This window comes from Sphingobium sp. WR1 (genome assembly GCF_059693745.1).
Genome location: NZ_JCATID010000001.1, coordinates 34,825 through 59,977, shown reverse-complemented (window position 1 = coordinate 59,977; position 25,153 = coordinate 34,825). Strand labels below are relative to the sequence as shown.

Below are 25,153 nucleotides of genomic sequence, written 5' to 3'. Positions count from 1 at the left end.
TGGACCCATGCCCGTGAAAACCGAAACCTTGGAACAGCGGTTGAAAGCGCAGGCCGCGCGGCTGGGCTTCGCTGCCTGCCGCATTGCGCCCGCCGACGCGGCGCCCGGGGCGGGTGCGCGGCTGCGCGAATGGCTCGATGCGGGCCATCATGGCGAGATGCTGTGGATGGAGGAGCGGGCCGAGCAGCGCGGGTCGCCCAGGGCGCTGTGGCCCGACGTGCGCAGCGTCATCATGCTGGGGATGAGCTATGCGCCGGGGCGCGATCCGCTGGCGCTGGCGGACGTGTCCGACCGGGCGCGCTTCTCCGTCTATGCGCAGGGCAGGGATTATCATGACGTCGTCAAGAAGGCGCTTAAAGGCCTCGCCCGCTGGCTGGTGGAGCAGCAGCCCGGCGCGCTGAAGGTCTTCGTGGACACCGCCCCCGTGATGGAAAAGCCGCTGGCGCAGGGCGCGGGCCTGGGCTGGCAGGGCAAGCACAGCAATCTCGTCAGCCGCGACCATGGCAGCTGGCTGTTCCTGGGGGCGATCTATACCGAGATGGCGCTGGAAGCCGACGGGCCGGAGCGCGACCATTGCGGCAGCTGCACCGCCTGCCAAACCGCCTGCCCGACCGACGCCTTCCCCGCCCCCTATGTGGTCGACGCCCGGCGCTGCATCTCCTACCTCACCATCGAGCATAAGGGGCCGATCCCGGAGGATCTGCGCGCAGGCATCGGCAACCGCGTCTATGGCTGCGACGATTGCCTGGCGGTCTGCCCATGGAACAAGTTCGCCGACTTGGGCGCGGCCAACCGCGCCTTCGTCGGCCGGGCAGAATTGGCCGCGCCCGCGATCGGCGACCTGCTCGACCTGGACGACGCGACTTTCCGCGAAATTTTCTCCGGCTCCCCGATCAAGCGCATCGGCCGCAACCGCATGGTCCGCAACGCCGCGATCGCGGCGGGGAACAGCGGCGACGCGCGGTTGCTCGGGCGATTGCAGGCGCTGACGGGCGATGACGATCCGGTGGTGGCGGAGGCGGCGACATGGGCTATCGGGAAATTGTCGGGCTGATTGAGCAGAGAATGCTCTGTCCGTTGGCGACCGAAATAAGCCACATCCCTCTCCCTCAAGGGCGAGGGCAAGAATGTCCACCATCCACCTCTATACCACCGGCGTCAGCAATGCCCTTCCCGCGAAATGCGCGTCGAGATTGGCGAGGACGAGGTCGGCCATGGCCTTGCGCGTATGGATGGTGGCGCTGCCCTGATGGGGTTGCAGCACGACATGGTCCATGGCGAACAGGGCTTCGGGCACATGGGGTTCGTTCACGAACACGTCGAGCCCGGCGCCGGCGATGCGTTTGTCCGCCAGCGCCGCGACCAGCGCCGCCTCGTCGATCACGCCGCCCCGGCTGATATTGACGACGACGCCCTGCGGTCCCAGCGCGTCCAGCATCGCCGCGTCGACCAGCTTCGCCGCCTCCGGCCCGCCCGAGGTGGCGACGATGATGACGTCGCTTTGCCTTGCGAAGGCGAGCGGATCGGCGACATAGCGCCAGGTCGCATCCTTCGCTTCCCGCCGGTTGTGATAGAGGATTTCGCCTGCCACCGGCTCCAGCCGCTTCGCGATCGCCCGGCCGATGCGGCCGAGGCCCAATATGCCGATGCGCGATCCCGTCACCCGCCCTGACAAAGCGGGCCTGACGCCCCGCGTCCAGTCGCCCGCGCGCACCAGCCGGTCGTTGGCGGCGATGTTGCGCACCGTCGCGTAGAGCAGGCCGACGGCGAGGTCGGCGACATCGTCGGTCAGCACGTCGGGCGTGTTGGTGACGCGAATGCCCCTGGCGCGGGCATGATCGATATCGACCTTGTCATAGCCGACGGAGAAAAGGCCGATCATCTCCAGCTTCGGCAGCGCGTCCATGATCGCGGCGGGAGCGCCGACCGCGCCGAAGCTGACCAGCGCCCGGGCTTCGCGCACGTCCGGTGCGAGGGCGGTCAGATCGGCATCGGCCGCTACGGCATGGAGGGTGAAGCGGCGGGCGAGCTGATCGGTCAGATAGGGATAGAGCGGGCCATAGGCGACGACAGGGGGGAGCGGGGCATCGGTCATTCCTTCCCTCTAGGGATAATGCCGGCGTCGTGCCAGATTGACAGAGAGAGACGGCGGTCCTAGCGCCGCAGGGCCATGGCCAGCGTCCCGCTCACACAAGACAGCCGTTTCGGCCTGCGCCGGCAGGCCCGCCTTGCCGGGCCGCTGCGCCTGTCGAGCGGCGCGCAACTCGGTCCGGTCGACATCGCCTATGAAACCTATGGCGCGATGAATGCGGACCGGTCCAACGTCATCCTGATCTGCCATGCGCTGACCGGCGACCAATATGTCGCGTCCGAGCATCCCGTCACCGGCAAGCCGGGCTGGTGGTGGCGGCTGGTGGGCGCGGGCAAGCCGGTCGACCCGGCGCGCCATTTCATCATCTGCTCCAACGTCATCGGCAGCTGCATGGGGTCGAGCGGCCCGGCCAGCCCCGATCCGGCGACGGGTGAGCCGCACGCCATGCGCTTCCCGATGCTGACCATCGCCGACATGGTGCGGGCGCAGGCGCTGCTGCTCGACCATCTGGGCGTCGATCGCCTGTCCGCCGTGATCGGCGGGTCGATGGGCGGGATGCAGGCGCTGACCTGGCCCACCCTCTTCCCGGACCGGGTCGAAAGCTGCGTCGTCATCGCCTCCACCGCGCGGCACAGCGCGCAGAATATCGCCTTTCACGAAGTCGGACGGCAGGCGATCATGGCCGATCCCAACTGGCGCGGCGGCGACTATTATGCCGACGGACAGGTGCCGAGCGCGGGGCTGGCGGTCGCGCGCATGGCGGCCCACATCACCTATCTGTCCGAAGCCGGCCTGACCGAGAAATTCGGGCGGCGCCTGCAGGGGCGCCCAGAAAATCCGAACGGGGCCAAGACCTTCGGCTTCGACGCGGATTTCCAGGTGGAATCCTATCTGCGCCACCAGGGGCTGAGCTTCGTCGAGCGGTTCGACGCCAACTCCTATCTCTATATCACCCGCGCCATGGACTATTATGACATTGCCGAGGATCATGGCGGGTCGCTGGCCAAGGCCTTCGCGGCGACCAGCGCGCGCTTCTGTCTGGTGAGCTTCGATACCGACTGGCTCTATCCCACGGCGGAATCGCGGATCATCGTCCACGCGCTCAACGCCGGCGGCGCGCAGGCCAGCTTCGTCGAACTGTCCAGCCCCTTCGGCCATGACGCCTTCCTGCTCGAATCGCCCGAACTCAACCGGGTGGTCGACGGCTTCCTGCGGGGCGGCCGGGCATGAGCGAAATGTTGCGGCCGGACCTGGCCCTGATCGCGCGGACGGTGCGGCAGGGCGCGCGGGTGCTGGACGTGGGCTGCGGCGACGGCGCGCTGATGGCGGCGATGCGCGACCATAGCCAGGTGGACGCGCGCGGGCTGGAGATCGATGGCTCCAACGTCGCGGCGGCGGTCGGGCGCGGCCTGTCGGTGGTGCAGGGCGATGCGGACACCGACCTTATTTATTATCCCGACGCCAGTTTCGACTATGCGATATTGAGCCAGACATTGCAGACGACGCGGCGGCCTGACCTGGTGGTGGAGGAATTGCTGAGGATCGGGCGGCAGGCCTTCGTCTCCTTCCCCAATTTCGCCCATTGGCGCGGGCGCGTCTCGCTGCTGTGGGGCGGACGGATGCCGGTGACGCGGCTGCTGCCCGACACCTGGTATGACACGCTCAACATCCATCATGTGACCGTCGACGATTTCCGCGCGCTGGTGAAGGAGCGCGGCTGGCATATCGATGGCCAGTGGTTCCTCAAGGGCGACCGGGAAACCACCCATGCGAACGCCAATCTGTTCGCCGAACATGCGGTGTTTCTGCTGCGGAAATAGGCCGGATGCGCGGTTCTGGCCGGTTTAACGGCCGGGCGCCGGGCGCAGGCCGAAGGACGCGCGATCCGACTGGAACAAGGGCCGGGCGCGGGGGCCATTGCGCCGGACCTGCGCCAGCCCCGATGTGAGCGCGGCGGCATAGACGGGCTTGTCAGGCGCTTTAGGCGGCGCGGCCTTCAGCACCGCTTCCACGTCGATCTGTTCATCGAAAGCCACGCCGAAATGATGGTCGGCGGTCCACACCACACGGCCCGGTATGTCCGTCGCGCCCCGGCTGATCACGACGCGCGCGCCGATATCGGGCGCCCTGCCCTGAATCTTCGCGCCGCCTTCGGAAATATCCCGGATGCGCGCCACCCGTGGCGCGGCAAATGGGTCGCCAAAATCGAGGATGGCGTCCATGAAGACGCTGGAGCGCTTGGCGCGTGGGGGCAGGTCCATGATCCGTCTCGCATGATGTTGCACCTGGGGAATGAGTTCGGGATCGCCCGATTGGTTGCATCCCAAAGCTGCGTTCGTCGCGCCCAACACTCGGTTCGGCGCGGAGTCGGCCATGACGATGCGATGCGGGGCACGCCATCAGCGCTGCGGGCCGATACCCTTCTCGATCAGGGCGTTGGCGATGGCCGCCACCTCCTCGGCCGGGCGGCTATCGTCCCAGACGCCGAAACGCAGCCCCAGGAACACGTTCATGCCCATGATCGCCCAGGCATGGACCTCCTCCACATCGGCGCGCACATCGCCGCGTTCGGCCGCCCGGGCGAGGCGCGCGGCCATGCGGGTGGCGGTATTTTCATAATGGGCGCGATAGGCGGCCTGGTCGACAAACTCGGCCTCGTCGATGATGCGATAGATTTCCTTGTGGGCGCGGGCGAACTCCAGAAAGCTCAAAAGGCCGATCCGTTCCGCGTCGATGCCGTCACGGGCCTCTGCGATGCGCGGTGACACATAGTCGCGCACCTGCCCCGACATGTCGTTCACCAGCGCGCGGAAGATGTCGTCCTTGGTATCGAAATAGGTGTAGAAACTGCCCAGCGCGCAGCCGGCGCGGCGGGTGATGCCGCTGACCGAACCGTCGTGGAACCCCTTTTCGCCAAACTCCTCGGCAGCGGCGGACAGCAGGGCGCGCCGGGTGCGTTCGCCACGGGCGGTGCGCGGCATCTTGTCGTCCTTCGCCGACTCCAGCCCCTTGTCGTCACCCATCTCCACTCTCCAGATTCTGTGTTCTTTTTGCCGCAGCGGGGCGTTCCCGTCACCGTCCTTTTATTTGAAGTTGAAAGTCGGTTCAACTTTCATTATCGCATTGCCTGTCGCAGGCGATCCGGCAGACCGGGCGCCGCTTTTCAGGAGAGGACCGACCCGATGAAGGCCCATCAGACCATCCGCGCTCTTGCCCTTGCCTCCGCCGCCTGGAGCGGCGTCGTCGCGCTGCCCACGCTGGCGCAGGACAGCGCGCCGCAGGCGGCTTCGGACGATGAAGGCGCGGCGATCGTCGTCACCGCCCGCCGCCGCGAGGAAACCCTGGTCAGCGTGCCGATCGCGGTCAGCGCCTTTTCCGGCGAGGCGCTGGAGCGCGGCGGCGCGATCGACATCACCGATCTCGCCAATGTGACGCCCAACACCACGCTGGAAGCATCGCGCGGCACCAACTCGACCCTGACCGCCTTCATCCGCGGCGTGGGTCAGCAGGACCCGGTTTCGGGCTTCGAACAAGGTGTCGGCATCTATCTGGACGATGTCTATCTCAACCGGCCGCAGGGCGCGCTGCTCGACATTTACGACGTAGAGCGGATCGAGGTGCTGCGCGGGCCGCAGGGCACGCTCTATGGCCGCAACACCATCGGCGGCGCGGTCAAATATGTGACCAAGCTGCTGCCGCAGGATTTTTCGCTCAAGCTGAAAGGCACGTACGGCAGCTATGATCAGGCCGACGGCATTGTCACCGCGTCCGCGCCGATCGGCGATCTGATCCGTGTCGGCGGCGCCTTCGCCCGGCTGTCGCGCGGCGGTTTCGGCAAGAACCTCACCACCGGGCAGGAAAATTACAACAAGGATATCTGGGCCGGCCGCGCCACCTTCGAAATGGGCGGCTATGGCCAGCCGGTGCTGGTGCGCATCACCGGCGACTATAGCAAGGACAACAGCAATCCGCGCGGCGGCCATCGCCTGATCCCGGGGCAGGCGTCGGGCGCGCCGGTACTGGACGATGTGTTCGACACGCGCGGCGGCCTGATCGACCCCAAGCAATATGTGGAGTCCTACGGCCTTTCGATGAACATCACGGCGGAACTGAACGACGTCTTCACGCTGAAATCGATCAGCGCCTGGCGCAAGGATGACAGCGCGTCGCCGATCGATTTCGACGCGCTCCCCGCCGTCGACGTCGACGTGCCGGCCTTCTATCGCAACGAGCAGCTGAGCCAGGAAGTGCAGTTGCAGGTCGATGCGGGTTCTTTGAAGGGCATGGTCGGCTTCTATTATCTGGACGCCAGCGCCGACACCCAGTTCGACACCCGCATCTTCACCACGGTGCCGGGCCTGACCGCCTTCACCCAGGCCAATGTCGACACCGAAACCTATGCGATCTTCGGCGACTTCACCTATGATTTCAGCCCGCAGTTCAGCGTGTCGGCGGGCGGCCGCTATACCTGGGACGAGCGGCGCGCGGACATAGTGCGGCAAAGCTATCTGGGCGGCGGATCGCCGGTCTTCGGCGGGGCGGGTGTGCCGTTCGGCGCGCCCAGCACCGATTTCCGCGGATCGGCCAAATATAAGAAATTCACGCCCCGCTTCTCAGTCAGCTACAAGCCGACACCCGATCACAATATCTACGCCAGCTATTCCAAGGGCTTCAAGGGCGGCGGCTTCGACCCGCGCGGCGTGGGCACCAACGCGCCCGACCTGAACGGCGACGGCATAAGGCAGGAGAGCGAGATCGCCTCCTTCCTCAGCTTCCGCCCGGAGCAGGTCGACAGCTATGAGGTCGGCTATAAGGGCAATTTCATGGACGGCGCGCTCTATGTGGCGGTCGCCGGCTTCTATGCCGATTACAAGGATGTGCAGATTCCCGGCTCGGTCGCCTGCACCGTCAATGTCGGCGGCGTGCCGACGCCCTCCTTCTGCGGGGTCGTGTCCAATGCGGGCAAGGCGCGGTTCAAGGGACTGGAGTTCGAGAGCAACGCGCGGCTGGGCCGCGACCTGCTGTCGAGCGGCGACCGTCTGAACCTGTCGACCGCGATCGGCTATATCGACGCGGAATATCGGGAATATGTCACCAATATAGGCGGCGTGCCGACCGACGTGGCGCAATATCGGCGGGTGCAGAACACGCCCAAATGGACGGCGAGCGGGACGCTGAGCTACACTACGCCGGTGGGCGACGGCAGCCTCTATCTGGGCAGCACCCTGTCCTGGCGGTCCAAAACCTATCAGTTCGAGATTCCCAACCCCTATATCGACCAGAAGGGCTATGCGCTGTGGGACGCCAGCATCGTCTATACCGCGCCGGACGACCGCTGGACGCTGGGCGTCCATGGCAAGAATCTCCTCGACAAGGAATATAAGACCTCCGGCTACACCTTCGTCTCGGCCGATCCGGTGACAGGGGCGATCATCAACAACAGCGCGGGCTATCCGGCGCCCTCGCTGGGCCGCGAAGGCACGCTGACCGCCTTTTACGGCAATCCCCGGCAGGTGTTCGTGACGGGGACGGTGAAATTCTGATCTGGCTCACCCCCTCCGTTCGGTTCGAGCTTGTCGAGAACCCTCGCGCAACGGTTCTCGACAAGCTCGAACTGAACGGAGATGGGTGAAAGCCTCATGACCGACCGAACCACCTCCCCCGCCTATCGTGGTGTCGTTCTGGCGATGCTGCTGCTGGTCTATACGTTCAACTTCCTCGACCGGCAGATATTGGGCATCCTCGCCGGGCCGATCAAGGCGGAGCTGGGGCTAAGCGACACGCAGCTCGGCGCGCTGGGCGGGATCGCCTTCGCGCTGCTTTATTCGACGCTGGCGATCCCGCTGGCGCTGCTGGCCGACCGGACCAGCCGCACCTGGGTCATCACCGTCAGCCTTGCCGTGTGGAGCGGCTTCACCGCGCTGTGCGGTGTGGCGGGCAGCTTCATGCAGATGTTCCTGTTCCGCATCGGCGTGGGCGTGGGAGAGGCCGGCGGCGTCGCGCCTTCCTACGCCGTCATTTCCGACTATTTCCCGGCGAACCAGCGGGCGCGGGCGCTGTCCATCTATTCGCTCGGTATCCCGCTGGGGTCCGCCGGGGGCGTGCTGCTGGGCGGCTATATCGCGCAGGCGGTGGAATGGCGCACGGCCTTCATCATGGTCGGCGTGCTGGGCCTGCTGATCGCGCCCCTCTTCCGGCTGGTCGTGCGCGAGCCGGCGCGGCCGGTGCAGGCGGCGGGCGCGGTGCCGGTGTCGGCGGTGTTCGGCATTCTTGCCGCCAAGCGCAGCTTCTGGATGCTGGCGCTGGGCGCGGCGTCAAGTTCGATGTGCGGCTATGGCGTCGCCTTCTGGCTGCCCAGTCTGCTGATGCGCAGCTTCGGGCTGGACCTGATCGGCGCGGGGCAGTTCCTCGGCGCGCTGCTGCTGATCGGCGGGGTGGCGGGCGTGCTGCTGGGGGGCTGGCTGGGCGATGCGATGGGCGGCAGGGACAAGGCTTTCTACGCCTGGGTGCCGGCGATCAGCTATGTGATCGGGATGCCGCTGTTCGTCATCGGCGTGCTGTCGAACAGCGTCCCCTTCGCCTTCGCCCTGTTCCTGATCCCGCAGGCCTTGGTCTATGTCTGGCTCGGCCCGGTGCTGACCGCGGTGCAGCATCTGGTGCCGCCGCATATGCGGGCCAGCGCGTCGGCGACCTTCCTGCTGATCAACAATCTGGTCGGGCTGGGGCTGGGGAGCTGGGCGGTCGGCAGCCTGTCCGATGCCCTGACGCCGACTTATGGCAACGAAGCCTTGCGCTACGCCATTGTCGCGGCGCTGGGTTTCTACCTGCTCGCGGGGCTGTTCATGGCGCTGGCGGGCAAGGCGCTGCGCAAGGATTGGGTCGTTGCCTGACAGCGAAATGGACAATCAAAGCGCTATGGGCGTTTCATGAATAGGCAGAAGCAATGCTGCCTATTCATGATTTTTGATCACGGGTAGACCTCAACGCTCCCTGGTCGCGCTGAACTTGACCTGGGGGTGGCGTTCCTGCTGATAGCCGATGTCCCATGCGCTGCGGGCCATGAAGACGAGGTTGCCGTCGCGGTCGCGGGCCATGTTGGCGCCGTTATAGGATGCCAGTTCCTTGACCGCCGCCTCGTCCCCGCCGATCCAGCGCGCGGTGTCGAAGGGGGAAGGCTCCAGCCCCGCCGCCACCTTATATTCGGCCTCCAGCCGCGAAATCAGCACTTCAAGCTGGAGCTGGCCGACGACGCCGACGATCCAGTTGCTGCCGATTTCGGGATAGAAGACCTGGATCACGCCCTCTTCGGACAGATCGTCCAGCGCCTTGCGTAGCTGCTTGGTCTTGGTCGGGTCCTTGAGCGCGACGCGGCGCAGGATTTCGGGCGCGAAATTGGGCAGGCCGGTGAAGCGCAGGCCCGGCTTTTCCGATAGCGTGTCGCCCACGCGCAGCGCGCCATGGTTGGGGATGCCGATGATGTCGCCGGGGAACGCCTCGTCCGCCAGTTCGCGATCCTGCGCGAAGAAGAGGATCGGCGAATGGACCGCGAGCGGCTTGCCCGATCCGCTCGGCGTCAGCTTCATGCCGCGGCGGAACTTGCCCGAGACGAGGCGCATGAAGGCGATGCGGTCGCGATGCATCGGGTCCATGTTCGCCTGCACCTTGAAGATGAAGCCGGTGACTTCGCTCTGTTCCGGCTCCACGGCGGCCGGTTCGGCGGGCTGGGCACGCGGCGGCGGGGCGTGGGCGGCCAGCGCGTCGATCAGTTCGGTGACGCCGAACAGCTTCAATGCCGACCCGAAATAGACCGGGGTCAGATCGCCATGGCGATAGCGGGCAAGGTCGAATTCGGCATAGCCGCCCTGCGCCAGTTCCGCCTCCTCGCGCAGCTTGTCCAGCGCGCGGGGGGTGAGGTAATCGGCCAGCTTCGGATCGTCGAGGCCGCTGAACTGGTGCCGGGTGCCGTCGAACTCGCGGCTCGGCCCGGTCGGCTGCATCAGCCTGTGGCAAGCGAAGTCGTAGATGCCCTCGAACTCGCCGCCCATGCCGACCGGCCAGCTCATCGGGCAGACGTCGAGCTGGAGCTGGTCGGCGACCTCGTCCAGCAGGCCGAACGTCTCGCGGCCTTCCCGGTCCACCTTGTTGACGAAGGTGATGATGGGGACGTTGCGCAGGCGACAGACCTCGAACAGCTTGCGGGTCTGCGGCTCGATGCCCTTGGCCGCGTCGATCACCATGACGGCACTGTCGACGGCGGTCAGGGTGCGATAGGTGTCTTCCGAGAAATCCTCGTGCCCCGGCGTGTCGAGCAGGTTGAAGGTGATCGTCTCGCCATCGCGGGTCCGCTCGAAGGTCATGACCGAGGAGGTGACGGAGATGCCGCGCTGCTGCTCGATCTTCATCCAGTCGGAGCGGGCGCGCCGGTTGGCGCCGCGCGCCTTGACCTCGCCGGCCAGATGGATCGCGCCGCCTTCCAGAAGCAGCTTTTCGGTAAGGGTCGTCTTGCCGGCGTCGGGGTGGGAAATGATCGCGAAGGTGCGGCGGGATGGGATGGTCATGTCTGGTGGCTCTTGAAAACAGCCGTTCGCCCTGAGCTTGTCGAAGGGCTGCACTATTCTTGAAAAAGAAAAGAACAGGGCTTCGACAGGCTCAGCCCGAACGGAATCCTTTAACCGCGCCCGTTACACGTCCACCAGCGTCACGTCCATGCGGAAGCTGCGCGAGTCCCCCGGCAGCAGCGCCATGATGCCCGGCTTGTCCCAGACATCGCCTTCGAACCCGACGGGATCGGCCATGCCCGCCCAGGGTTCGACGCACAGATAGCGGGCGCCCGGTTTCTGCCAGAGGCCGAGCCAGGGCGTGTCGGGAAAGGCGATTTTCAGATGCGGCCGACCGGGCACGCCCCAGGTCAGCGAGCGGCTGGCGAGATCATCCCAGATCAGCGCGTCCCCTTCGAACATCGCATGGGTCGGTGCGAGCGTGTCGCCCTCGACCGGGGAAGGGAAGGTTTCGCGGGCGATGAGGCCCGGTTCGCTGCCGACCTTGCGGATCGGCGCGGGTTCGGGCTGCTCGAAGATGATGCGATGATCCTCGACCGCGCCGCCATAGGGCAGGGGCCAGGCGAAGGCGGGGTGATAGCCGAAGGAAAAGGGCATGTCCGCCTCCCCCCGGTTGGTCACGGTGGCGGTCATGCGCAGCGTCGCCCCGTCGAGTGCAAAGCCCATGTCGAGCCGGAAGTCGAACGGATAGGCGGCGCGCGTTTCGGTGTCCGCCTCCAGCCGGAACAGCGCCCTGTCGTTGCCGCGCTCGACCAGTGCAAACCCGCTGCGACGCGCGAAGCCATGTTGCGCCATCGGATAGTCCCCCGCGTCGTAGCGATAGACGTCGCCCCGAGACCGGCCGACGAAGGGGAACAGCAGGGGCGCATGGCCGGTCCACCAGCGCGGATCGGCATCGGTCATCAGTTCGTGGCCCTGCGCATCCTTCAGCGACCAGAGTTCGGCCCCCAGCGGCTCGATTTCGGCGGACAGAGCGGACGAAGCGATGGCGATACGGGTGTCGGACAAGCGGGCCTCCTGCGGGTAGAGACACCCCATAGCGGCGTGGCGCGGCGGAGTCTTGCGTCAGCATCGTTTCGGGTGGGGAACCGGCGGGCCGCTCCGCTGGTTTGGGGGAAGGGAGGACCCGAATGAAACCGATCATCACCGCTATTACCCTGTCGCTGCTGTTGTCTGGCACGGCCATCGCGCAGGAACAGGAAAAGAAGGACGACACGCTGGATAAGGCCGGGCGGATCGCGACCCAGCCGGGTCGCGACGTGGGTCTGGACAAGGACGAGATTCCGGCCGTGCTGACCAAAGCCGTGGAAAATCCCTATGCCGCGCCCGCCAGCCGGACGTGCAAGGGGCTGAATGCCGGGCTGGGCGAACTCAACGCCGTGCTGGGGGAGGATTTCACCGTCGGCAGGCAAGCCAATGAGAATCGCACCGGCAAGATCGCCGAGGCCGTGGGCAAAACCATCGTTAATTCGCTGATCCCGTTCCGCGGCCTGGTGCGCGAGATCAGCGGCGCGGCCCCGGCCGAGCGCCGGTTGCAGGCGGCGGTGACGGCGGGGATAGCGCGGCGCGGCTATCTGCGCGGGCTGGCGAGCGCCAAGGGCTGCAAGATCGCGCCGATCGCTCCGCCCCCCGCGCCGCCAAAGCCGGCGGAGGCGGAGAAGGACGGGGAGAAGAAATAAGGGAACGGATGCCGTTTGCGTCCCTCTGCCTTCCCGCTTGAAACGGAATGATAGGAGGCGCACCATTCCGTCATTGCGAGCGCAGCGAAGCAATCCATGGATGCGCGGATGGATTGCTTCGCTACGCTCGCAATGACGAGGTAGATCGGCATGATGGCGTCAGGGCCTACCCCCGCAAGGCACCGCCCAGCTTCTGCGCGGCCTTGACCACCGCGGCGCTGATCGCCTCCAGTTCTTCCTGGCTGAAACTCTTCTCGCCCGGCTGCAAGGTCACTTCGATCGCGAGCGACTTCATGCCGTCCTCCACGCCCGGCCCGACGAACAGGTCGAACAGGCGGGCGTCGACGATGGCCTTCTTGTCCGCACCCCTGACCGCACGGACCAGCGCATCGGCCTCGACCGTTTCCGGCACCACGAAGGCGAAGTCGCGCTTCACCGCCTGCAAGGCCGGCGGCGCATAGGGCGCGCGCATGAAGCCGCTCTTGCGCTTGCCCGGAATCGCATCGAGGAAAATCTCGCCCGCGACCACCGTGCCCATGAGGCCGAACTGCTTCGCCAGCGACGGGTGCAGCACGCCATATTCGGCCAGCACCACTTTCGGACCCAGCCGCAGCGTGCCCGACTGGCCGGGATGATAGGCGGCCGATGCCTCACCGAAGCTCTGGAGATTGCCGACCGGCGCGCCGGCGGCGGCGAGCAGCGCGATCAGCTCGGCCTTGGCGTCGAAGGCGTCGAAGGCCTGCGCCTTGCCCGTCTGCCAGCCGCGCGCGGTCTTCTCGCCCGCGAGCACGAAGCCGACGGTCGCCCGCTCGCCCTGCCTGAAATAGCGGCGGCCCAGCTCGAACAGCCGGACCGTCGTGGCGCTGCGATCGACATTGCGCTTGGTCGCCGACAACAGGCCGGGCAGCAGCGAGGGGCGCATGACCTTCAGATCCTCGGAGATCGGATTAGCGAGCGTCCATTCGCCACCGCCGACGGCGGCGGCTTCCTTCTCCGAAAGGAAGGACCAGTTGATCGCTTCGGCAAGGCCGCGCGCGGCGGCGGTGCGGCGCACGCGGCGCTCGACCAGCTGCTCGGTCGTGGCGGTCGGGCGGGCGACGCCCGGTACGCGCGGCAGCGGGGTGGAGGGCACATGGTCGAGGCCGACGATGCGCACCACTTCCTCGACGATGTCGGGCCAGCTATCGACGTCGCGACGCCAGGACGGGACGGTGACGGTCCAGCTGGCGGGCGTGGTGACGGGCATACCATCCTGATATTCGACGCCGGCCGCTTCCCCGCTGACGGCGAAGCCCAGGCTTTCAAGGATGCGCTTCTGCTCGTCGGCGGGCACGTCCACGCCGGCCAGCGCCAGGCACTGGTCGGGCGCATAGGCAACCGTCTTCGGCGTGACGGGCGGTGTGCCGGCGCGGGTCGCCGCGCTGGGCGTTCCGCCGCACAGCTTTACCACCAGATCGGTCGCGATCGACAGGCCGTCGTCGAGGAAGGCGGGGTCGACCCCGCGTTCGAACCGGCCGCGCGCGTCGCTGGTCAGCGCCAGCTTCTGCCCCGTCACCGCGATCCGTTCCGGCGTGAAATAGGCGCATTCGATCAGCACGTCGGTGGTGCCGTCCTGCGCGCCCGAATGCTCGCCGCCCATGATGCCGCCGATATCGTGCACTGCCTCATCGTCGGCGATGACGGTCATCGTCGGATCGACGGTGTAGCTCTTGCCGTTGAGCGCCAGCACCTGCTCGCCGGGCTTGCCCTTCCGCGCGACGAGGCCGCCCTTGAGGGTCGCCATGTCATAGACGTGGAGCGGCCGGCCGAGATCGATCATGATGTAATTGGTGATGTCGACCAGCGCGCTGATCGGCTTCTGGCCGATCGCCTTCAGGCGGCGGGCCATCCATTCGGGCGACGCGCCATTGGTCACGCCGCGCACGGTGCGGGCGAAGAAGGCCGGACAACCATCGGCGTCGTCCGTGCGCACGTCCGGGCCTGGGCCGACGCCCTCGATGGTCGGCACGATGATCGCGTTGAGCCTGCCCAGGCCCGCCGCCGTCAGATCGCGCGCGATGCCGCGCACACCCATGCAGTCCTGCCGGTTGGGGGTGATCGATACGTCGATGACGGGATCGTTGAGGCCGGCATAATCGGCATAGACCTGCCCCACCGGCGCATCTTCGGGAAGGTCGATGATGCCGTCATGATCCTCGCCCAGTTCCAGTTCGCGGAAGCTGCACATCATGCCGTTGGATTCGACGCCGCGGATCGCGGTCTTTTTCAGGACCATGCCATTGACCGGCACGACCGCGCCCTCGACGCCGAACACGCCCACCAGGCCCGCGCGCGCATTGGGCGCGCCGCAGACGACCTGCAACGGGTTTCCGTCGCCATGGTCGACGGTCAGCACCTGCAACTTGTCGGCCTGGGGATGGCGCTCCGCCGTCAACACCTTCGCGATTCTGAACGCGCCCAGCTTTTCGGCCGGGTTCTCGACGCCTTCGACCTCCAGCCCGATGGCGTTCAGCGTCTTGAGGATCGTCGCAAGGTCGGCATCGGTGTCGAGATGCGTCTTGAGCCAGCTCAGGGTGAACTTCATGCGCCGACTCCTCCGCTCAGCGTGGGCACGTCGAGCGCCGAGAAGCCATAATGTCTGAGCCAGCGCAGGTCGCCGTCGAAGAAAGCGCGCAAATCGTTCATCCCATATTTGAGCATGGCGAGGCGATCGACTCCGGTGCCGAAGGCGAAGCCCTGCCATTCGTCGGGGTCGAGGCCGCACGCCTCGATCACGCGGCGGTTGACCATGCCGCTGCCCAGCACTTCCAGCCAGCCGCCGCCGGGCGCGTCGCCGTCGCCGCCGATGACGCGCTGGCCATTGGTGAGGGTGTAGCCGACATCGACCTCGACCGAGGGTTCAGTGAAGGGGAAATAGCTGGGGCGCAGGCGCAGGACGATATCCTCGCGCTCGAAAAAGGCCTTGAGGAAGGTTTCGAGCGTCCACTTCAAATGGCCAAGGGTGATGCCCTTGTCGATCACCAGCCCTTCGATCTGGTGGAACATCGGCGTGTGAGTCGCGTCGCTGTCGCTGCGATAGACGCGGCCGGGCGCGATGATGCGGATCGGCGGCGCCTGATTCATCATCGTGCGGATTTGCACTGGCGAGGTATGGGTGCGCAGCAGCATCTTCTTCTGCCCCTCTTCATCGGGGAAATAGAAGGTGTCGTGCATCGCGCGCGCCGGGTGCGTCTCGGGAATGTTGAGCGCGGTGAAATTATGCCAGTCGTCTTCGATCTCCGGCCCGGTGGCGACCGAGAAGCCGAGGTCCGCGAAGATTTCGGCGAGTTCGTCCATCACCTGGGACACGGGATGGACGCTGCCCTGCGGCCCCAGATCGGCGGGCAGGGTCATGTCGACCCTTTCCGAGGCGAGCCGGGCGTCGAGCGCGGCCTGATCCAGCGCGGCCTTCTTGTCGGCCAGCGCGGCGGTCACGCTCTCACGCAGATCCTGGATCGGCGGGCCTTTCTCCAGCCGATCCTCAGGCGACATGGGGCCAAGGGTCTTGAGGAGGCCGGTCACGACCCCGTTCTTGCCCAGCGCCCCCACGCGCAGGCCTTCCAGCGCGTCGAGCGTGTCGGCGGCGGCGATGTCGGCGATCAGGCCGGCTTTCAATGCGCTAATTTCGGTCATCCACTGTCATTCCCGCGAAGGCGGGAATCCATCTCCCGCGCTATCCAATCATCCTGACGCTCAGTCGATGCGCCGACTCTCCAATGGCTCAAACCCGAAATCGATCGCCAGATCGTGCCAATCCGGATTGGTCCGCTCGATCAGGTTGATCTTCCATTGCCTGTTCCACTTCTTGATCTGCTTCTCACGCTGGATTGCCTCCTCCATGGAGCCGCCACTTTCGAACCAGACCAGTCGCTTGACCCCGTAGTCGCTGGTGAAGCCTTCGATCAAGTCCGAACGGTGCTGATAAAGGCGCTGGACGAGGTTTGATGTGACGCCGATGTAGAGCGTGCCGTTCCTGTGACTGGCCAGCATGTAGACTGTCGGATCGAAGTCGCGTTGCATGAGGAGGTCCGGAGATGGATTCCCGCCTTCGCGGGAATGACGAAGATGCAATTACGCCCGCGCGCCCAGCAACGCCCCGCCGAAGCCGATGAACAGCAGGCCGGTGCCGCGATTGAACAGCTTCCGCCGGTTAGCGGGCGCCAGCCAGCGGGCGAGGCGCAGGCCGCCCAGCGCGTAGACGCCATACCAGAAGCTCTCGATCGCCACGAAGCTGACGATCAGGATCGCAAGCTGCAACCAGAAGGGGCGCTCCAGGTCGATGAACTGGGGGAAAAGCGCCGCGGCGAAGATGATCAGCTTGGGATTGGCGAGGCCGGTCAGCAGGCCGGCGCCATAAAGAGCGCGGGTCGAGCGGCCGCCCGTCGCCTGCGCCGCGCCGCCGCCCACGGGCGCGCGCCACGCCTTGATCCCCAGCCAGACGAGATAGGCGACGCCGGCATAGCGCAGCACGTCGAACAGGCGCGGCGAGGCTTTCAGCAGCGCGCCGAGGCCGAGCGCGGAGGCGATCAGGCAGAGCAGCACCGCGCTCATCAGGCCCGCCATCGTCGCCAGCGCCTTGCGCGGGCCATGGGCGATGCTCTGCGTCATCACATGCAGCATGTTCGGCCCCGGCGTGGCCGAGATCAGGAAAACCGCCGTGACATATAACCACCAGAGATGCAGCGACATGGTGTGCGCCTTTTGGTCGGGCTTCCTTCCTCCGTTCGCTTCGAGCGAAGTCGAGAAGCGGATAGTGCAGCCTTCTCATTTCTCGACTTCATCCGCAAAGCGGATGAAGTTTATCCTGAGCGCCTGCTGCAAGCAGGCAGTCGAAGGGCTCGAAACGAACGGGCGTTGGAAAACAAAAAGGGCGCCGGAAGCATCTGCCCCGGCGCCCCTTTGACGATCCTACGATCGGTCCGCTCAGGCTGCGGGCAGCGCAGCCTTCGCCTGGGCGATGATGGCGCTAAACGCCTCGCCTTCGTGCATCGCAATGTCGGCCAGAACCTTGCGGTCCAGCTCCACGCCGGCCAGCTTCAGGCCGTGCATGAACTGCGAATAGGTCAGGCCCTCGGCGCGGACGCCGGCGTTGATGCGCTGGATCCACAGGCCACGGAAGGTGCGCTTCTTGACCTTGCGGTCGCGATACGCGTACTGGCCGGCCTTTTCGACAGCCTGACGGGCGATACGGATCGTATTCTTGCGACGGCCATAATAGCCCTTCGCCTGTTCCAGAATCCGCTTATGCTTCGCCTTGGTGGTCGTACCACGCTTGACACGTGCCATTTGTCAGACCTCCCTTACTTCAGGCCGTAGGGCGCCCACAGGCGCACATGACCGGCATCCGCATCCGACAGCACGCTGGTGCCGCGGTTCTGGCGAATATATTTGGCGTTGTGGCTGATCAGGCGGTGACGCTTGCCAGCGACGCCGTGCTTGACCTTGCCGGTGGCGGTGAATTTGAAGCGCTTCTTCACACCGCTCTTGGTCTTCATCTTGGGCATTTTCGTCTCCTTTTGCAGCGCGACGATTACGGACAGCCACGGCAGCCCTAGTTAGCCGGGCGGTCCTTCCGAATATCGCGAAGGGCGGCCCATAGTCGGGCGCGCCCGCAAAAGCAAGCGATTCGGAACCAACGCGTGCGGGAAGGAGAGCCGGGTCAGGAAATGCCACCAGCATCTCCTGCCAATATCTTCTGCCAGTATCTTCTGATCGTCATCGGCGGGGTTTATCCTGGGCGCACTACGACTCGAAAGGAGAGTGGGCCATGAGCGAGACACCTTTCACCATGCCCGGCGTCACCGCGCATCTCACCATCGGTGACGGCAAGGCGGCCGATGCGATCGACTTCTACAAGGCCGCGTTCGGCGCGGTCGAGCAGACCCGGCATATCGCCGATGACGGCGAACGCATCATGCACGCGCACCTCATCATCAATGACGGGCCGTTGATGCTGAACGACCATTTCCACGAAATGGCAGGGGGAGAGCCGGTGGCACCGCCGGCCTGCGTGACGCTCCATCTGGAGGTCAACGATGCCGACACATGGTGGAACCGGGCGCTGGAGGCGGGCGCCAGCATCCGCTTCCCGATTGACAACCAGTTCTGGGGCGCGCGCTACGGCCAGCTGGTCGATCCCTTCGGCCATGTCTGGTCGATCGGCGGCCCGCTAAAAGGATGACGCCATGATCGTCGGCGCGACGCGGTGGGAGGTCGTGACCGGCGACATCACCCGCTGCGCGACCGATGCGATCGTCAATGCCGCCAACAACAGCCTGTTGGGCGGCGGCGGCGTCGACGGCGCGATCCACCGCGCCGCCGGGCCGGAACTGCTGGCCGAATGCCGCACCATCGGCGGCTGCCCGACCGGCGAGGCGCGGATCACGCGCGGCTATGACCTGCCCGCCCGCTATGTCATCCACACGGTGGGGCCGGTCTGGAAGGATGGTGGCCGGGGCGAGCGCGACCTGCTCGCGGGCTGCTACACCCATTGTCTGAATCTGGCGCGGCACCACGCCCTGCGCAGCATCGCCTTCCCGGCCATCTCGACCGGCGTCTATGGTTTCCCGAAGGATCAGGCGGCGCGCATAGCCGCGGCGGCGGTAGCCTCGGCGCTGGCGCGCGATCCGGACGCCTTCGACCTGATCCGCTTCGTCTGCTTCGACGATCCGGCGACAATGTTGTTCGAGGCGGCTGTCAGGGACGTGATCCTGGACGATCAATGATCGTGATCATGCCCATGGTCGTGATCATGCCCGGCGGCATGAATCGCCTCCAGCACATCCTCCAGCCGCGCCGGATCGCCCAGCGCCAGCACATGGCCTTCGCTCTGTGCCGTCAGCGGCTCGCCATTCCAGTCGCACATCAGCCCACCCGCGCCCTCGACCACCGGCACCAGGGCGGCGAAGTCGTAGCTTTGCAGCCCCGATTCGATGACGATGTCGAGGAAGCCGGAGGCCAGCAGGCCATAATTATAGCAGTCCCCGCCATAGACCGGTCCCTGGCGCGGCGATCCGCCCGACACGGCCGCCACCAGCGCCATATAATGCGGCACGTCGCCATCGGCGAAGAGATGCGGGCTGGTGGTGGCGATCCCCGCGCCCTCCAGGCTCAAGCAGGCGCGGGTGCGCACCGGCTGGCCGTTGAAGGTCGTGGGCTGGCCCGCCATGCCGGCCCAGCGTTCCAGCGCGATCGGCTGGTCGATGATGCCGATGGTCGGCCAGCCGCCTTGCGTCAGCGCGATCAGCGTGCCGAAGATCGGCCGTCCGGCGATGAAGCTGCGCGTCCCGTCGATCGGGTCCAATATCCACACCCGCTCGGCATCCTCCCGCACCGACCCATATTCCTCGCCGATGATGCCGTCGTCGGGACATTCCTTTTCCAGGATCGCGCGGATCGCGGCCTCGGCGGCGCGGTCGGCCTCCGTCACCGGCGACTTGTCCGCCTTGATCTCCAGATCGTAGCGCGCGCGGAAAAAGGGGCGGATGGCCGCGCCAGCGGCATCGGCTAGGCGGTTGGCAAGGGCCAGATCGTCGCGGGTCGTCATGCCCCTCCGCCTAGCGGTTGGGGACCGACTGCGCTAGACTGGTCGCAGCTCGAATCCGACCAGAGGAGAGGAAGATGCCCGGTTCTCCCATCATCCCGTGCCTGCGCTACGCCAATGCGCCCGCCGCCATCGACTTTCTGTGCGACGCCTTCGGCTTTGCCCGCCATGCCGTCTATCCCGATGAGCAGGACCCCGGCATCATCCATCATGCGCAGCTGGTGCTGGGGCCGGGAGAGGGCCGCGGCATGGTCATGCTGGGCAGCGTCAAGGATATGGAGGGCGAATCGCTCTACACCTGGTCGACCGCGCGCGACCTGGGCGGCGTCACGGCCTGCGTCTATATCGTCGTGCCCGATCCCGACGCGCATTGCCTCCACGCCCGCAACGAAGGCGCGGTGGTGGTGCAGGAGCCCAAGGATAATGACGGCTATCCGGGGCGCGGCTACACCGCGCTCGATCCCGAGGGCAATGTGTGGAGCTTCGGCAGCTATGATCCGTGGGTTCCCATAAGTTAAACCTTTAGAAACCCAGCCGTTCTAGCCTCCGATTGGAAAGGAACGGTCATGGCGCTGGTCGGCTGGATATTGAGCTTCATCTGCCTGCTTGCGGGCCTTGCGCTGCGGCAGGATCTGCCGATCGGCGGATCGGTGACGATCTCCAACATCCTGATCGTCTTCGCGCTGCTCGCCTGTCCGATGATCTGGCGCGACCTGCCGCTGGGCATATCGCGCGGCCAGCGCATCGTCGCCGGCCTGGCGCTGGGCTTCGCCCTGCCGCTGATCCTATTCCCGGCGCATTGAGGCGTCAGAGCGCCGGGCGCGCCAGCATATTCGGATCAGTCGAACAGGCTGGACACCGAGCTTTCGTCGGCGATGCGCTTGATCGCCTCGCCCAGCAGGGGGGCGATCGGCAGGTGGCGGATGCGCTGGGCGCCGTTCACCGCGTCGGTGCCCTGGATCGAATCGGTGATGACCAGCTCCAGCAGTTCCGACGCCTCGACCCGCGCGACCGCGCCGCCCGACAGCACGCCATGGCTGACATAGGCGATCACATCCTCGGCCCCCGCGGCCTTCAGCGCCGCGGCGGCGTTGCAGAGCGTGCCCGCCGAATCGACGATATCGTCGATCAGGATGCAGAAACGGCCCTTCACGTCGCCGATGATGTTCATCACTTCCGATTCGCCGGCGCGCTCGCGGCGCTTGTCGACGATGGCGAGCGGGGCGTTGTCGAGCCGCTTGGCAAGCGCGCGGGCGCGCACCACGCCGCCGACGTCGGGCGATACGACCATGATATTCTTGTCGCCGAAGCGGGCCTGGATATCGGCCGACATCACCGGCGCGCCGAACAGATTATCGGTCGGGATGTCGAAGAAGCCCTGGATCTGCCCGGCGTGCAGGTCGACCGACAGCACCCGGTCGGCGCCCGCCGTGGTGATCAGGTTGGCGACCAGCTTGGCCGAAATAGGGGTGCGCGGGCCGGGCTTCCGGTCCTGACGGGCATAGCCGAAATAGGGGACGACGGCGGTGATTCGCTTGGCCGACGCGCGCTTCAACGCATCGATCATGATCAGCAATTCCATCAGATTGTCGTTGGTCGGATAGGCCGTCGACTGGATCACGAACACGTCTTCGCCGCGGACATTCTCATGAATTTCCACGAAAACTTCCTCGTCCGCGAAACGGCGGACGCTGGCGTCGGTCAGGGGGATTTCGATATAGTCGGCGATGGCGGCCGCGAGCGGCTTGTTGGAATTGCCGGTCATGAGCTTCATGGCCAAAACCCCCGATACTAGATGGCGTGACGAATTGATGACGATGCGCGAGACGCGGCCCCTTTAGCGGCGCATGTCCGATGTGGAAAGGCGCTTTTGCGCCCGCCGCTAAAATGGACCAAGCATTTTCAGAACGCTCTCGAAGCGCGCGTTCGGTTCGAAAATGCGGCATCGAAAAACAGAGCATTTTCGCAAACAGCGAAAATGCTCTAGGGCGCGGGACATGACCGACAAACTCGTGATTGCGCTTGCGCAGATGACCCAATCCGTGGGCGACCTGAAGGCCAATGCCGACGCCATGCTGGAGTGGCGCGCGCGGGCCAAGGGGGCGGACCTGATCGTCTATCCCGAATTGCAGTTGATCGGCTATCCGCCCGAGGATCTCGTGCTGAAACCCGCGCTGGTCGATCAGGCCAATTACCAGCTCGACCGGCTGGCGCAGGAAACCGCCGGTGGCGGCCCGGCGATGCTGGTGGGCACGGTGGTCGCATCGCAAGGCGTGCTGTTCAATGTCGTCGCCCTGCTGGAAAATGGCGCCGTCACCGCGATCCGGCAGAAGCGCGAGCTGCCCAATTACGGCACGTTCGATGAAAAGCGGCTGTTCGCCCCCGGCCCGCTGCCCGCGCCGATCGAATTTCGCGGCGTGAAGATCGGCGTGCCGATCTGCGAGGATATCTGGTTCCCCTTCGTCACCGCGCATCTGAAAGCCGAGGGCGCGGAAATCCTGATCAGCCCCAATGGCAGCCCCTATGAGGTCGACAAGGACGACCGCCGTCTCAACGCCGTCGCGGGGACGCGCGTGCGCGAGACCGGCCTGCCGCTGATCTACCTGAACCGCGTCGGTGGGCAGGACGAGCTGGTGTTCGACGGCGCGTCCTTCGTGATGAACGGCGATCTTGGCATCGCGCATCAGATGCCCGACTGGGAAGAGGCGCTGACGCTCACCACATGGGAGAAATGGGACGGCCAGTGGGTTTGCCTGCCCGGCGAGCGCCATGACCTCGATCCGCGCCCGGCCGACATCTACAATGCGATGGTGCTGGGCCTGCGCGACTATGTGAACCGCAACCGCTTCCCCGGCGTGGTGCTGGGCCTGTCGGGCGGCATCGATTCCGCCTTGTCCGCCGCCGTCGCCGTCGATGCGCTGGGGCCGGACCGGGTGTGGTGCGTGATGATGCCGTCGCGCTTCACCAGCCAGGACAGCCTGGACGATGCGGTCGCCTGCGCGCGCCTGCTCGGCGTCCGCTACGACACCATCCCGATCGAACCCGCCGTCGCCGCCTTCGATACGATGCTAGGTCCCGTTTTCGAAGGCCGCCAGCGCGATTTGACCGAGGAGAATATCCAGTCCCGCATCCGCGGCGTCACGCTGATGGCCCTGTCCAACAAGTTCGGCCATATGCTGCTGACCACCGGCAACAAGAGCGAGATGTCGGTCGGCTACGCCACCATCTATGGCGACATGGCGGGCGGCTATTCGGTGCTGAAGGACGCCTATAAGACCACCGTCTTCGACCTGTGCCGCTGGCGCAACGCGCATGTCCCGTCGCTGGGGGCGGGGATCGGTCCGGAAGGTCCGGTCATGCCCGAGCGGGTCATCACCAAGCCGCCCAGCGCGGAACTGCGCGACAATCAGCGCGACGACGACAGCCTGCCGCCCTATGAAGTGCTGGACCCGATCCTCTACGGGCTGGTCGAGGAGGAATTATCGGTCGACAAGCTGGTGGAGCGCGGCTTCGAGAAGGAGACGGTCGCCCGCATCGAGCGACTGCTCTACATCGCGGAATATAAGCGGCGCCAGTCGCCGCCCGGCGTTAAGCTGGGCATCCGCAATTTCGGCCGCGACCGCCGCTATCCGATCACCAACGGTTTTCGGACGATATAAAGTCCGATGGCCTTACATCGCTTTATTGCGGCATATGTCACCCCGTTCCGGGGCGGAAAAAGAGTATTATGATCGTCATCACCCGCTTCGCCCCGTCGCCGACCGGCCATCTTCATGTCGGCAATATCCGCGCCGCGCTCCACAACTGGCTGTGGGCGCGCAAGTCAGGCGGCCAGTTCCTGCTGCGCCTGGACGATACCGACCTGGAGCGATCGCGCCCCGAATATGCGGACTCGATCAGGGCGGACCTGCAATGGCTCGGCCTCCACTGGGACGGCGAGGCGAAGCAGTCGGACCGCTTCGCCCTCTATGAGGCGCGGTTCGAGGCGCTGAAGGCTTCCGGCCATGTCTATCCCGCCTATGAAACCAGCCAGGAACTGGACCTGCGCCGCAAGATATTGCTGGGGCGCGGCCTGCCGCCGGTCTATGACCGCGCGGCGCTGGCGCTGACCCCGGACCAGATCGCCGCTTATGAAGCCGAAGGCCGCACGCCGCACTGGCGCTTCCGGCTCGACCATGACCAGCCGATCATGTGGACCGACCTCATCCGGGGCGAGCAGCGTTTCGACCCGAAATTGCTGTCCGACCCGGTGATCCGCCGCGCCGACGGTTCGTGGCTCTACATGCTCCCCTCGGTGATCGACGATATCGACATGGGCGTCACCCATGTCCTGCGCGGCGAGGATCATGTGTCCAACACCGCGACCCAGATCCAGATGTTCGCCGCATTGGGCGCGCCGCTACCGCAATTCGCGCATGAAGCGCTGCTCACCGGCAGCGAGGGCAAGCTGTCCAAGCGTCTGGGGTCGCTGGGCGTCGCCCATTTCCGCGAGATCGGCCTCGAAGCCATGAGCGTCGCCGCGCTGCTCGCCCGCCTCGGCAGTTCGCAGCCCATCGAGCCGTTCGTGGACATGCAGCCCCTGATCGACAGCTTCGACTTCGCCCATTTCGGCCGCGCGCCCGCCCGCTTCGATGAAGGCGAACTGGCGACGCTCAACCAGAAGATCGTCCATCTTCTGCCCTATGCGGCGGTCGCCGGCCGCCTGCCGCAAGGCATGGACGAAGCCGCCTGGCTCACCCTTCGCCCCAATCTGGAGACGGTGGCGGGGGCGGCCGACTGGTGGCGCATCGTCACCGGGCCGATCGACGCGCCGGCGGTCTTGGAAGAGGATCGCGATTTCCTGGCCGCCGCGCATCGCATCCTGTCGGACGCCGCGTTCGATGCCGATATCTGGCGCACGCTGACCGGCGCATTGAAGGAAGAGACGGGGCGCAAGGGCAAGACATTGTTCCAGCCTTTGCGTCGTGCGCTCACAGGTCTGGATCATGGCCCGGACATGGGATTGCTGCTGCCGTTGATCGGCAAGGACCAGGCGCTGGCGCGGCTTCAATATTGAGGGCTGGTAGCGGCCAGGAGCGGACATGTTCCCCCTCCCGCTGGCGGGAGGGGGTTAGGGGGTGGGCGTAGCGCAACGCGGCAATAGCCCACCCCGCTGCGACTATGGCCTGCTACGCAGCCCAAGTCTCGCTGCCCCTCCCGCAAGCGGGAGGGGAATGTCCGTTTTCCACCCCAACCCCGCCAT

The 25,153-nt window shown here is 65.9% G+C and carries 25 protein-coding genes; 12 read left to right on the top strand and 13 right to left on the bottom strand.

The window, feature by feature from the left end; genetic code table 11:
* The first annotated feature begins 7 nt into the window (after positions 1 to 7).
* Complete coding sequence (gene queG, locus AC58EF_RS00340; protein ID WP_497273672.1) at positions 8 to 1,054, top strand: tRNA epoxyqueuosine(34) reductase QueG; 1,047 nt, start codon at positions 8 to 10, stop codon at positions 1,052 to 1,054.
* A gap of 90 nt (positions 1,055 to 1,144) precedes the next feature.
* Here queG and AC58EF_RS00335 read toward each other — a convergent pair whose 3' ends face one another.
* Positions 1,145 to 2,095 (bottom strand): 2-hydroxyacid dehydrogenase, encoded by a 951-nt coding sequence (locus AC58EF_RS00335; RefSeq protein ID WP_497273671.1) that lies wholly within the window; start codon positions 2,093 to 2,095, stop codon positions 1,145 to 1,147.
* A gap of 75 nt (positions 2,096 to 2,170) precedes the next feature.
* Here AC58EF_RS00335 and metX point away from each other — a divergent pair, with 75 nt between their 5' ends.
* Both metX and metW read left to right on the top strand, forming a co-directional pair.
* Entirely contained in the window at positions 2,171 to 3,322 is a 1,152-nt protein-coding gene (metX, locus tag AC58EF_RS00330; protein WP_497273670.1) for a homoserine O-acetyltransferase MetX, read from the top strand.
* Positions 3,319 to 3,912: a methionine biosynthesis protein MetW gene (gene metW / locus AC58EF_RS00325; protein ID WP_497273669.1), complete on the top strand. Its 594-nt coding sequence runs from the start codon at positions 3,319 to 3,321 to the stop codon at positions 3,910 to 3,912. Before metX ends, metW begins: the two co-directional genes overlap by 4 nt.
* A gap of 24 nt (positions 3,913 to 3,936) precedes the next feature.
* Here metW and AC58EF_RS00320 read toward each other — a convergent pair whose 3' ends face one another.
* Together AC58EF_RS00320 and AC58EF_RS00315 are read right to left on the bottom strand one after the other, a co-directional pair.
* Positions 3,937 to 4,467 (bottom strand): PilZ domain-containing protein, encoded by a 531-nt coding sequence (locus AC58EF_RS00320; protein WP_497273668.1) that lies wholly within the window; start codon positions 4,465 to 4,467, stop codon positions 3,937 to 3,939.
* Positions 4,468 to 4,491: 24 nt separating this feature from the next.
* Positions 4,492 to 5,115 (bottom strand): TetR/AcrR family transcriptional regulator, encoded by a 624-nt coding sequence (locus AC58EF_RS00315; protein WP_497273667.1) that lies wholly within the window; start codon positions 5,113 to 5,115, stop codon positions 4,492 to 4,494.
* A 159-nt stretch (positions 5,116 to 5,274) separates the two neighbouring features.
* Here AC58EF_RS00315 and AC58EF_RS00310 point away from each other — a divergent pair, with 159 nt between their 5' ends.
* Both AC58EF_RS00310 and AC58EF_RS00305 read left to right on the top strand, forming a co-directional pair.
* Positions 5,275 to 7,635, top strand: a complete 2,361-nt coding sequence (locus AC58EF_RS00310) for a TonB-dependent receptor (RefSeq protein ID WP_497273666.1) — start codon at positions 5,275 to 5,277, stop codon at positions 7,633 to 7,635.
* Between the two features lie 96 nt (positions 7,636 to 7,731).
* Positions 7,732 to 8,982 (top strand): spinster family MFS transporter, encoded by a 1,251-nt coding sequence (locus tag AC58EF_RS00305; RefSeq protein WP_497273665.1) that lies wholly within the window; start codon positions 7,732 to 7,734, stop codon positions 8,980 to 8,982.
* A 90-nt stretch (positions 8,983 to 9,072) separates the two neighbouring features.
* Here AC58EF_RS00305 and AC58EF_RS00300 read toward each other — a convergent pair whose 3' ends face one another.
* Both AC58EF_RS00300 and AC58EF_RS00295 read right to left on the bottom strand, forming a co-directional pair.
* Positions 9,073 to 10,650 carry a peptide chain release factor 3 gene (locus tag AC58EF_RS00300; protein ID WP_497273664.1) on the bottom strand — a complete coding sequence of 526 codons (1,578 nt, stop codon included), beginning with the start codon at positions 10,648 to 10,650 and terminating at the stop codon, positions 9,073 to 9,075.
* Between the two features lie 123 nt (positions 10,651 to 10,773).
* Entirely contained in the window at positions 10,774 to 11,658 is an 885-nt protein-coding gene (locus AC58EF_RS00295; RefSeq protein WP_497273663.1) for an aldose 1-epimerase family protein, read from the bottom strand.
* 122 nt (positions 11,659 to 11,780) lie between these two features.
* Here AC58EF_RS00295 and AC58EF_RS00290 point away from each other — a divergent pair, with 122 nt between their 5' ends.
* Positions 11,781 to 12,329, top strand: coding sequence for a hypothetical protein (locus tag AC58EF_RS00290; protein ID WP_497273662.1), 549 nt, complete (start codon positions 11,781 to 11,783; stop codon positions 12,327 to 12,329).
* Positions 12,330 to 12,495: 166 nt separating this feature from the next.
* On the opposite strand, the gene pheT is transcribed toward AC58EF_RS00290, so the two are convergent.
* The 6 genes from pheT to rpmI form a co-directional block, all read right to left on the bottom strand.
* Positions 12,496 to 14,913, bottom strand: a complete 2,418-nt coding sequence (gene pheT / locus AC58EF_RS00285) for a phenylalanine--tRNA ligase subunit beta (protein ID WP_497273661.1) — start codon at positions 14,911 to 14,913, stop codon at positions 12,496 to 12,498.
* Positions 14,910 to 16,001 (bottom strand): phenylalanine--tRNA ligase subunit alpha, encoded by a 1,092-nt coding sequence (gene pheS, locus AC58EF_RS00280; RefSeq protein WP_497273660.1) that lies wholly within the window; start codon positions 15,999 to 16,001, stop codon positions 14,910 to 14,912. Before pheS ends, pheT begins: the two co-directional genes overlap by 4 nt.
* A 60-nt stretch (positions 16,002 to 16,061) precedes the next feature.
* Positions 16,062 to 16,388, bottom strand: a complete 327-nt coding sequence (locus AC58EF_RS00275) for a GIY-YIG nuclease family protein (protein ID WP_497273659.1) — start codon at positions 16,386 to 16,388, stop codon at positions 16,062 to 16,064.
* Between the two features lie 51 nt (positions 16,389 to 16,439).
* Positions 16,440 to 17,057, bottom strand: a complete 618-nt coding sequence (locus AC58EF_RS00270; RefSeq protein WP_497273658.1) for a LysE family translocator — start codon at positions 17,055 to 17,057, stop codon at positions 16,440 to 16,442.
* A gap of 234 nt (positions 17,058 to 17,291) precedes the next feature.
* Complete coding sequence (rplT, locus tag AC58EF_RS00265; protein WP_267250152.1) at positions 17,292 to 17,654, bottom strand: 50S ribosomal protein L20; 363 nt, start codon at positions 17,652 to 17,654, stop codon at positions 17,292 to 17,294.
* 14 nt (positions 17,655 to 17,668) lie between these two features.
* The gene (rpmI, locus tag AC58EF_RS00260; RefSeq protein WP_066699836.1) at positions 17,669 to 17,872 is read right to left on the bottom strand and encodes a 50S ribosomal protein L35; all 204 of its coding nucleotides are present in this window, start codon (positions 17,870 to 17,872) and stop codon (positions 17,669 to 17,671) included.
* A gap of 263 nt (positions 17,873 to 18,135) precedes the next feature.
* Between rpmI and AC58EF_RS00255 the strand changes: the two genes are divergently transcribed.
* Positions 18,136 to 18,549 (top strand): VOC family protein, encoded by a 414-nt coding sequence (locus AC58EF_RS00255; RefSeq protein ID WP_497273657.1) that lies wholly within the window; start codon positions 18,136 to 18,138, stop codon positions 18,547 to 18,549.
* 4 nt (positions 18,550 to 18,553) lie between these two features.
* The gene (locus AC58EF_RS00250) at positions 18,554 to 19,093 is read left to right on the top strand and encodes an O-acetyl-ADP-ribose deacetylase (RefSeq protein ID WP_497273656.1); all 540 of its coding nucleotides are present in this window, start codon (positions 18,554 to 18,556) and stop codon (positions 19,091 to 19,093) included.
* Here AC58EF_RS00250 and AC58EF_RS00245 read toward each other — a convergent pair.
* Positions 19,087 to 19,914, bottom strand: coding sequence for an inositol monophosphatase family protein (locus AC58EF_RS00245; protein ID WP_497273655.1), 828 nt, complete (start codon positions 19,912 to 19,914; stop codon positions 19,087 to 19,089). The genes AC58EF_RS00250 and AC58EF_RS00245 overlap by 7 nt on opposite strands.
* Before the next feature lie 74 nt (positions 19,915 to 19,988).
* On the opposite strand from AC58EF_RS00245, the gene AC58EF_RS00240 reads away from it, so the two are divergent.
* Both AC58EF_RS00240 and AC58EF_RS00235 read left to right on the top strand, forming a co-directional pair.
* On the top strand, positions 19,989 to 20,429 hold the full coding sequence (locus AC58EF_RS00240) for a VOC family protein (RefSeq protein WP_497273654.1): 441 nt from the start codon (positions 19,989 to 19,991) through the stop codon (positions 20,427 to 20,429).
* Positions 20,430 to 20,477: 48 nt separating this feature from the next.
* Entirely contained in the window at positions 20,478 to 20,714 is a 237-nt protein-coding gene (locus tag AC58EF_RS00235; RefSeq protein WP_497273653.1) for a hypothetical protein, read from the top strand.
* A gap of 35 nt (positions 20,715 to 20,749) precedes the next feature.
* On the opposite strand, the gene AC58EF_RS00230 is transcribed toward AC58EF_RS00235, so the two are convergent.
* The gene (locus AC58EF_RS00230) at positions 20,750 to 21,685 is read right to left on the bottom strand and encodes a ribose-phosphate pyrophosphokinase (RefSeq protein WP_179042063.1); all 936 of its coding nucleotides are present in this window, start codon (positions 21,683 to 21,685) and stop codon (positions 20,750 to 20,752) included.
* Positions 21,686 to 21,908: 223 nt separating this feature from the next.
* On the opposite strand from AC58EF_RS00230, the gene AC58EF_RS00225 reads away from it, so the two are divergent.
* Both AC58EF_RS00225 and gltX read left to right on the top strand, forming a co-directional pair.
* Positions 21,909 to 23,570, top strand: coding sequence for an NAD+ synthase (locus AC58EF_RS00225; RefSeq protein ID WP_497273652.1), 1,662 nt, complete (start codon positions 21,909 to 21,911; stop codon positions 23,568 to 23,570).
* Positions 23,571 to 23,638: 68 nt separating this feature from the next.
* On the top strand, positions 23,639 to 24,967 hold the full coding sequence (gene gltX / locus AC58EF_RS00220) for a glutamate--tRNA ligase (RefSeq protein WP_497273651.1): 1,329 nt from the start codon (positions 23,639 to 23,641) through the stop codon (positions 24,965 to 24,967).
* Positions 24,968 to 25,153 lie beyond the last annotated feature (186 nt).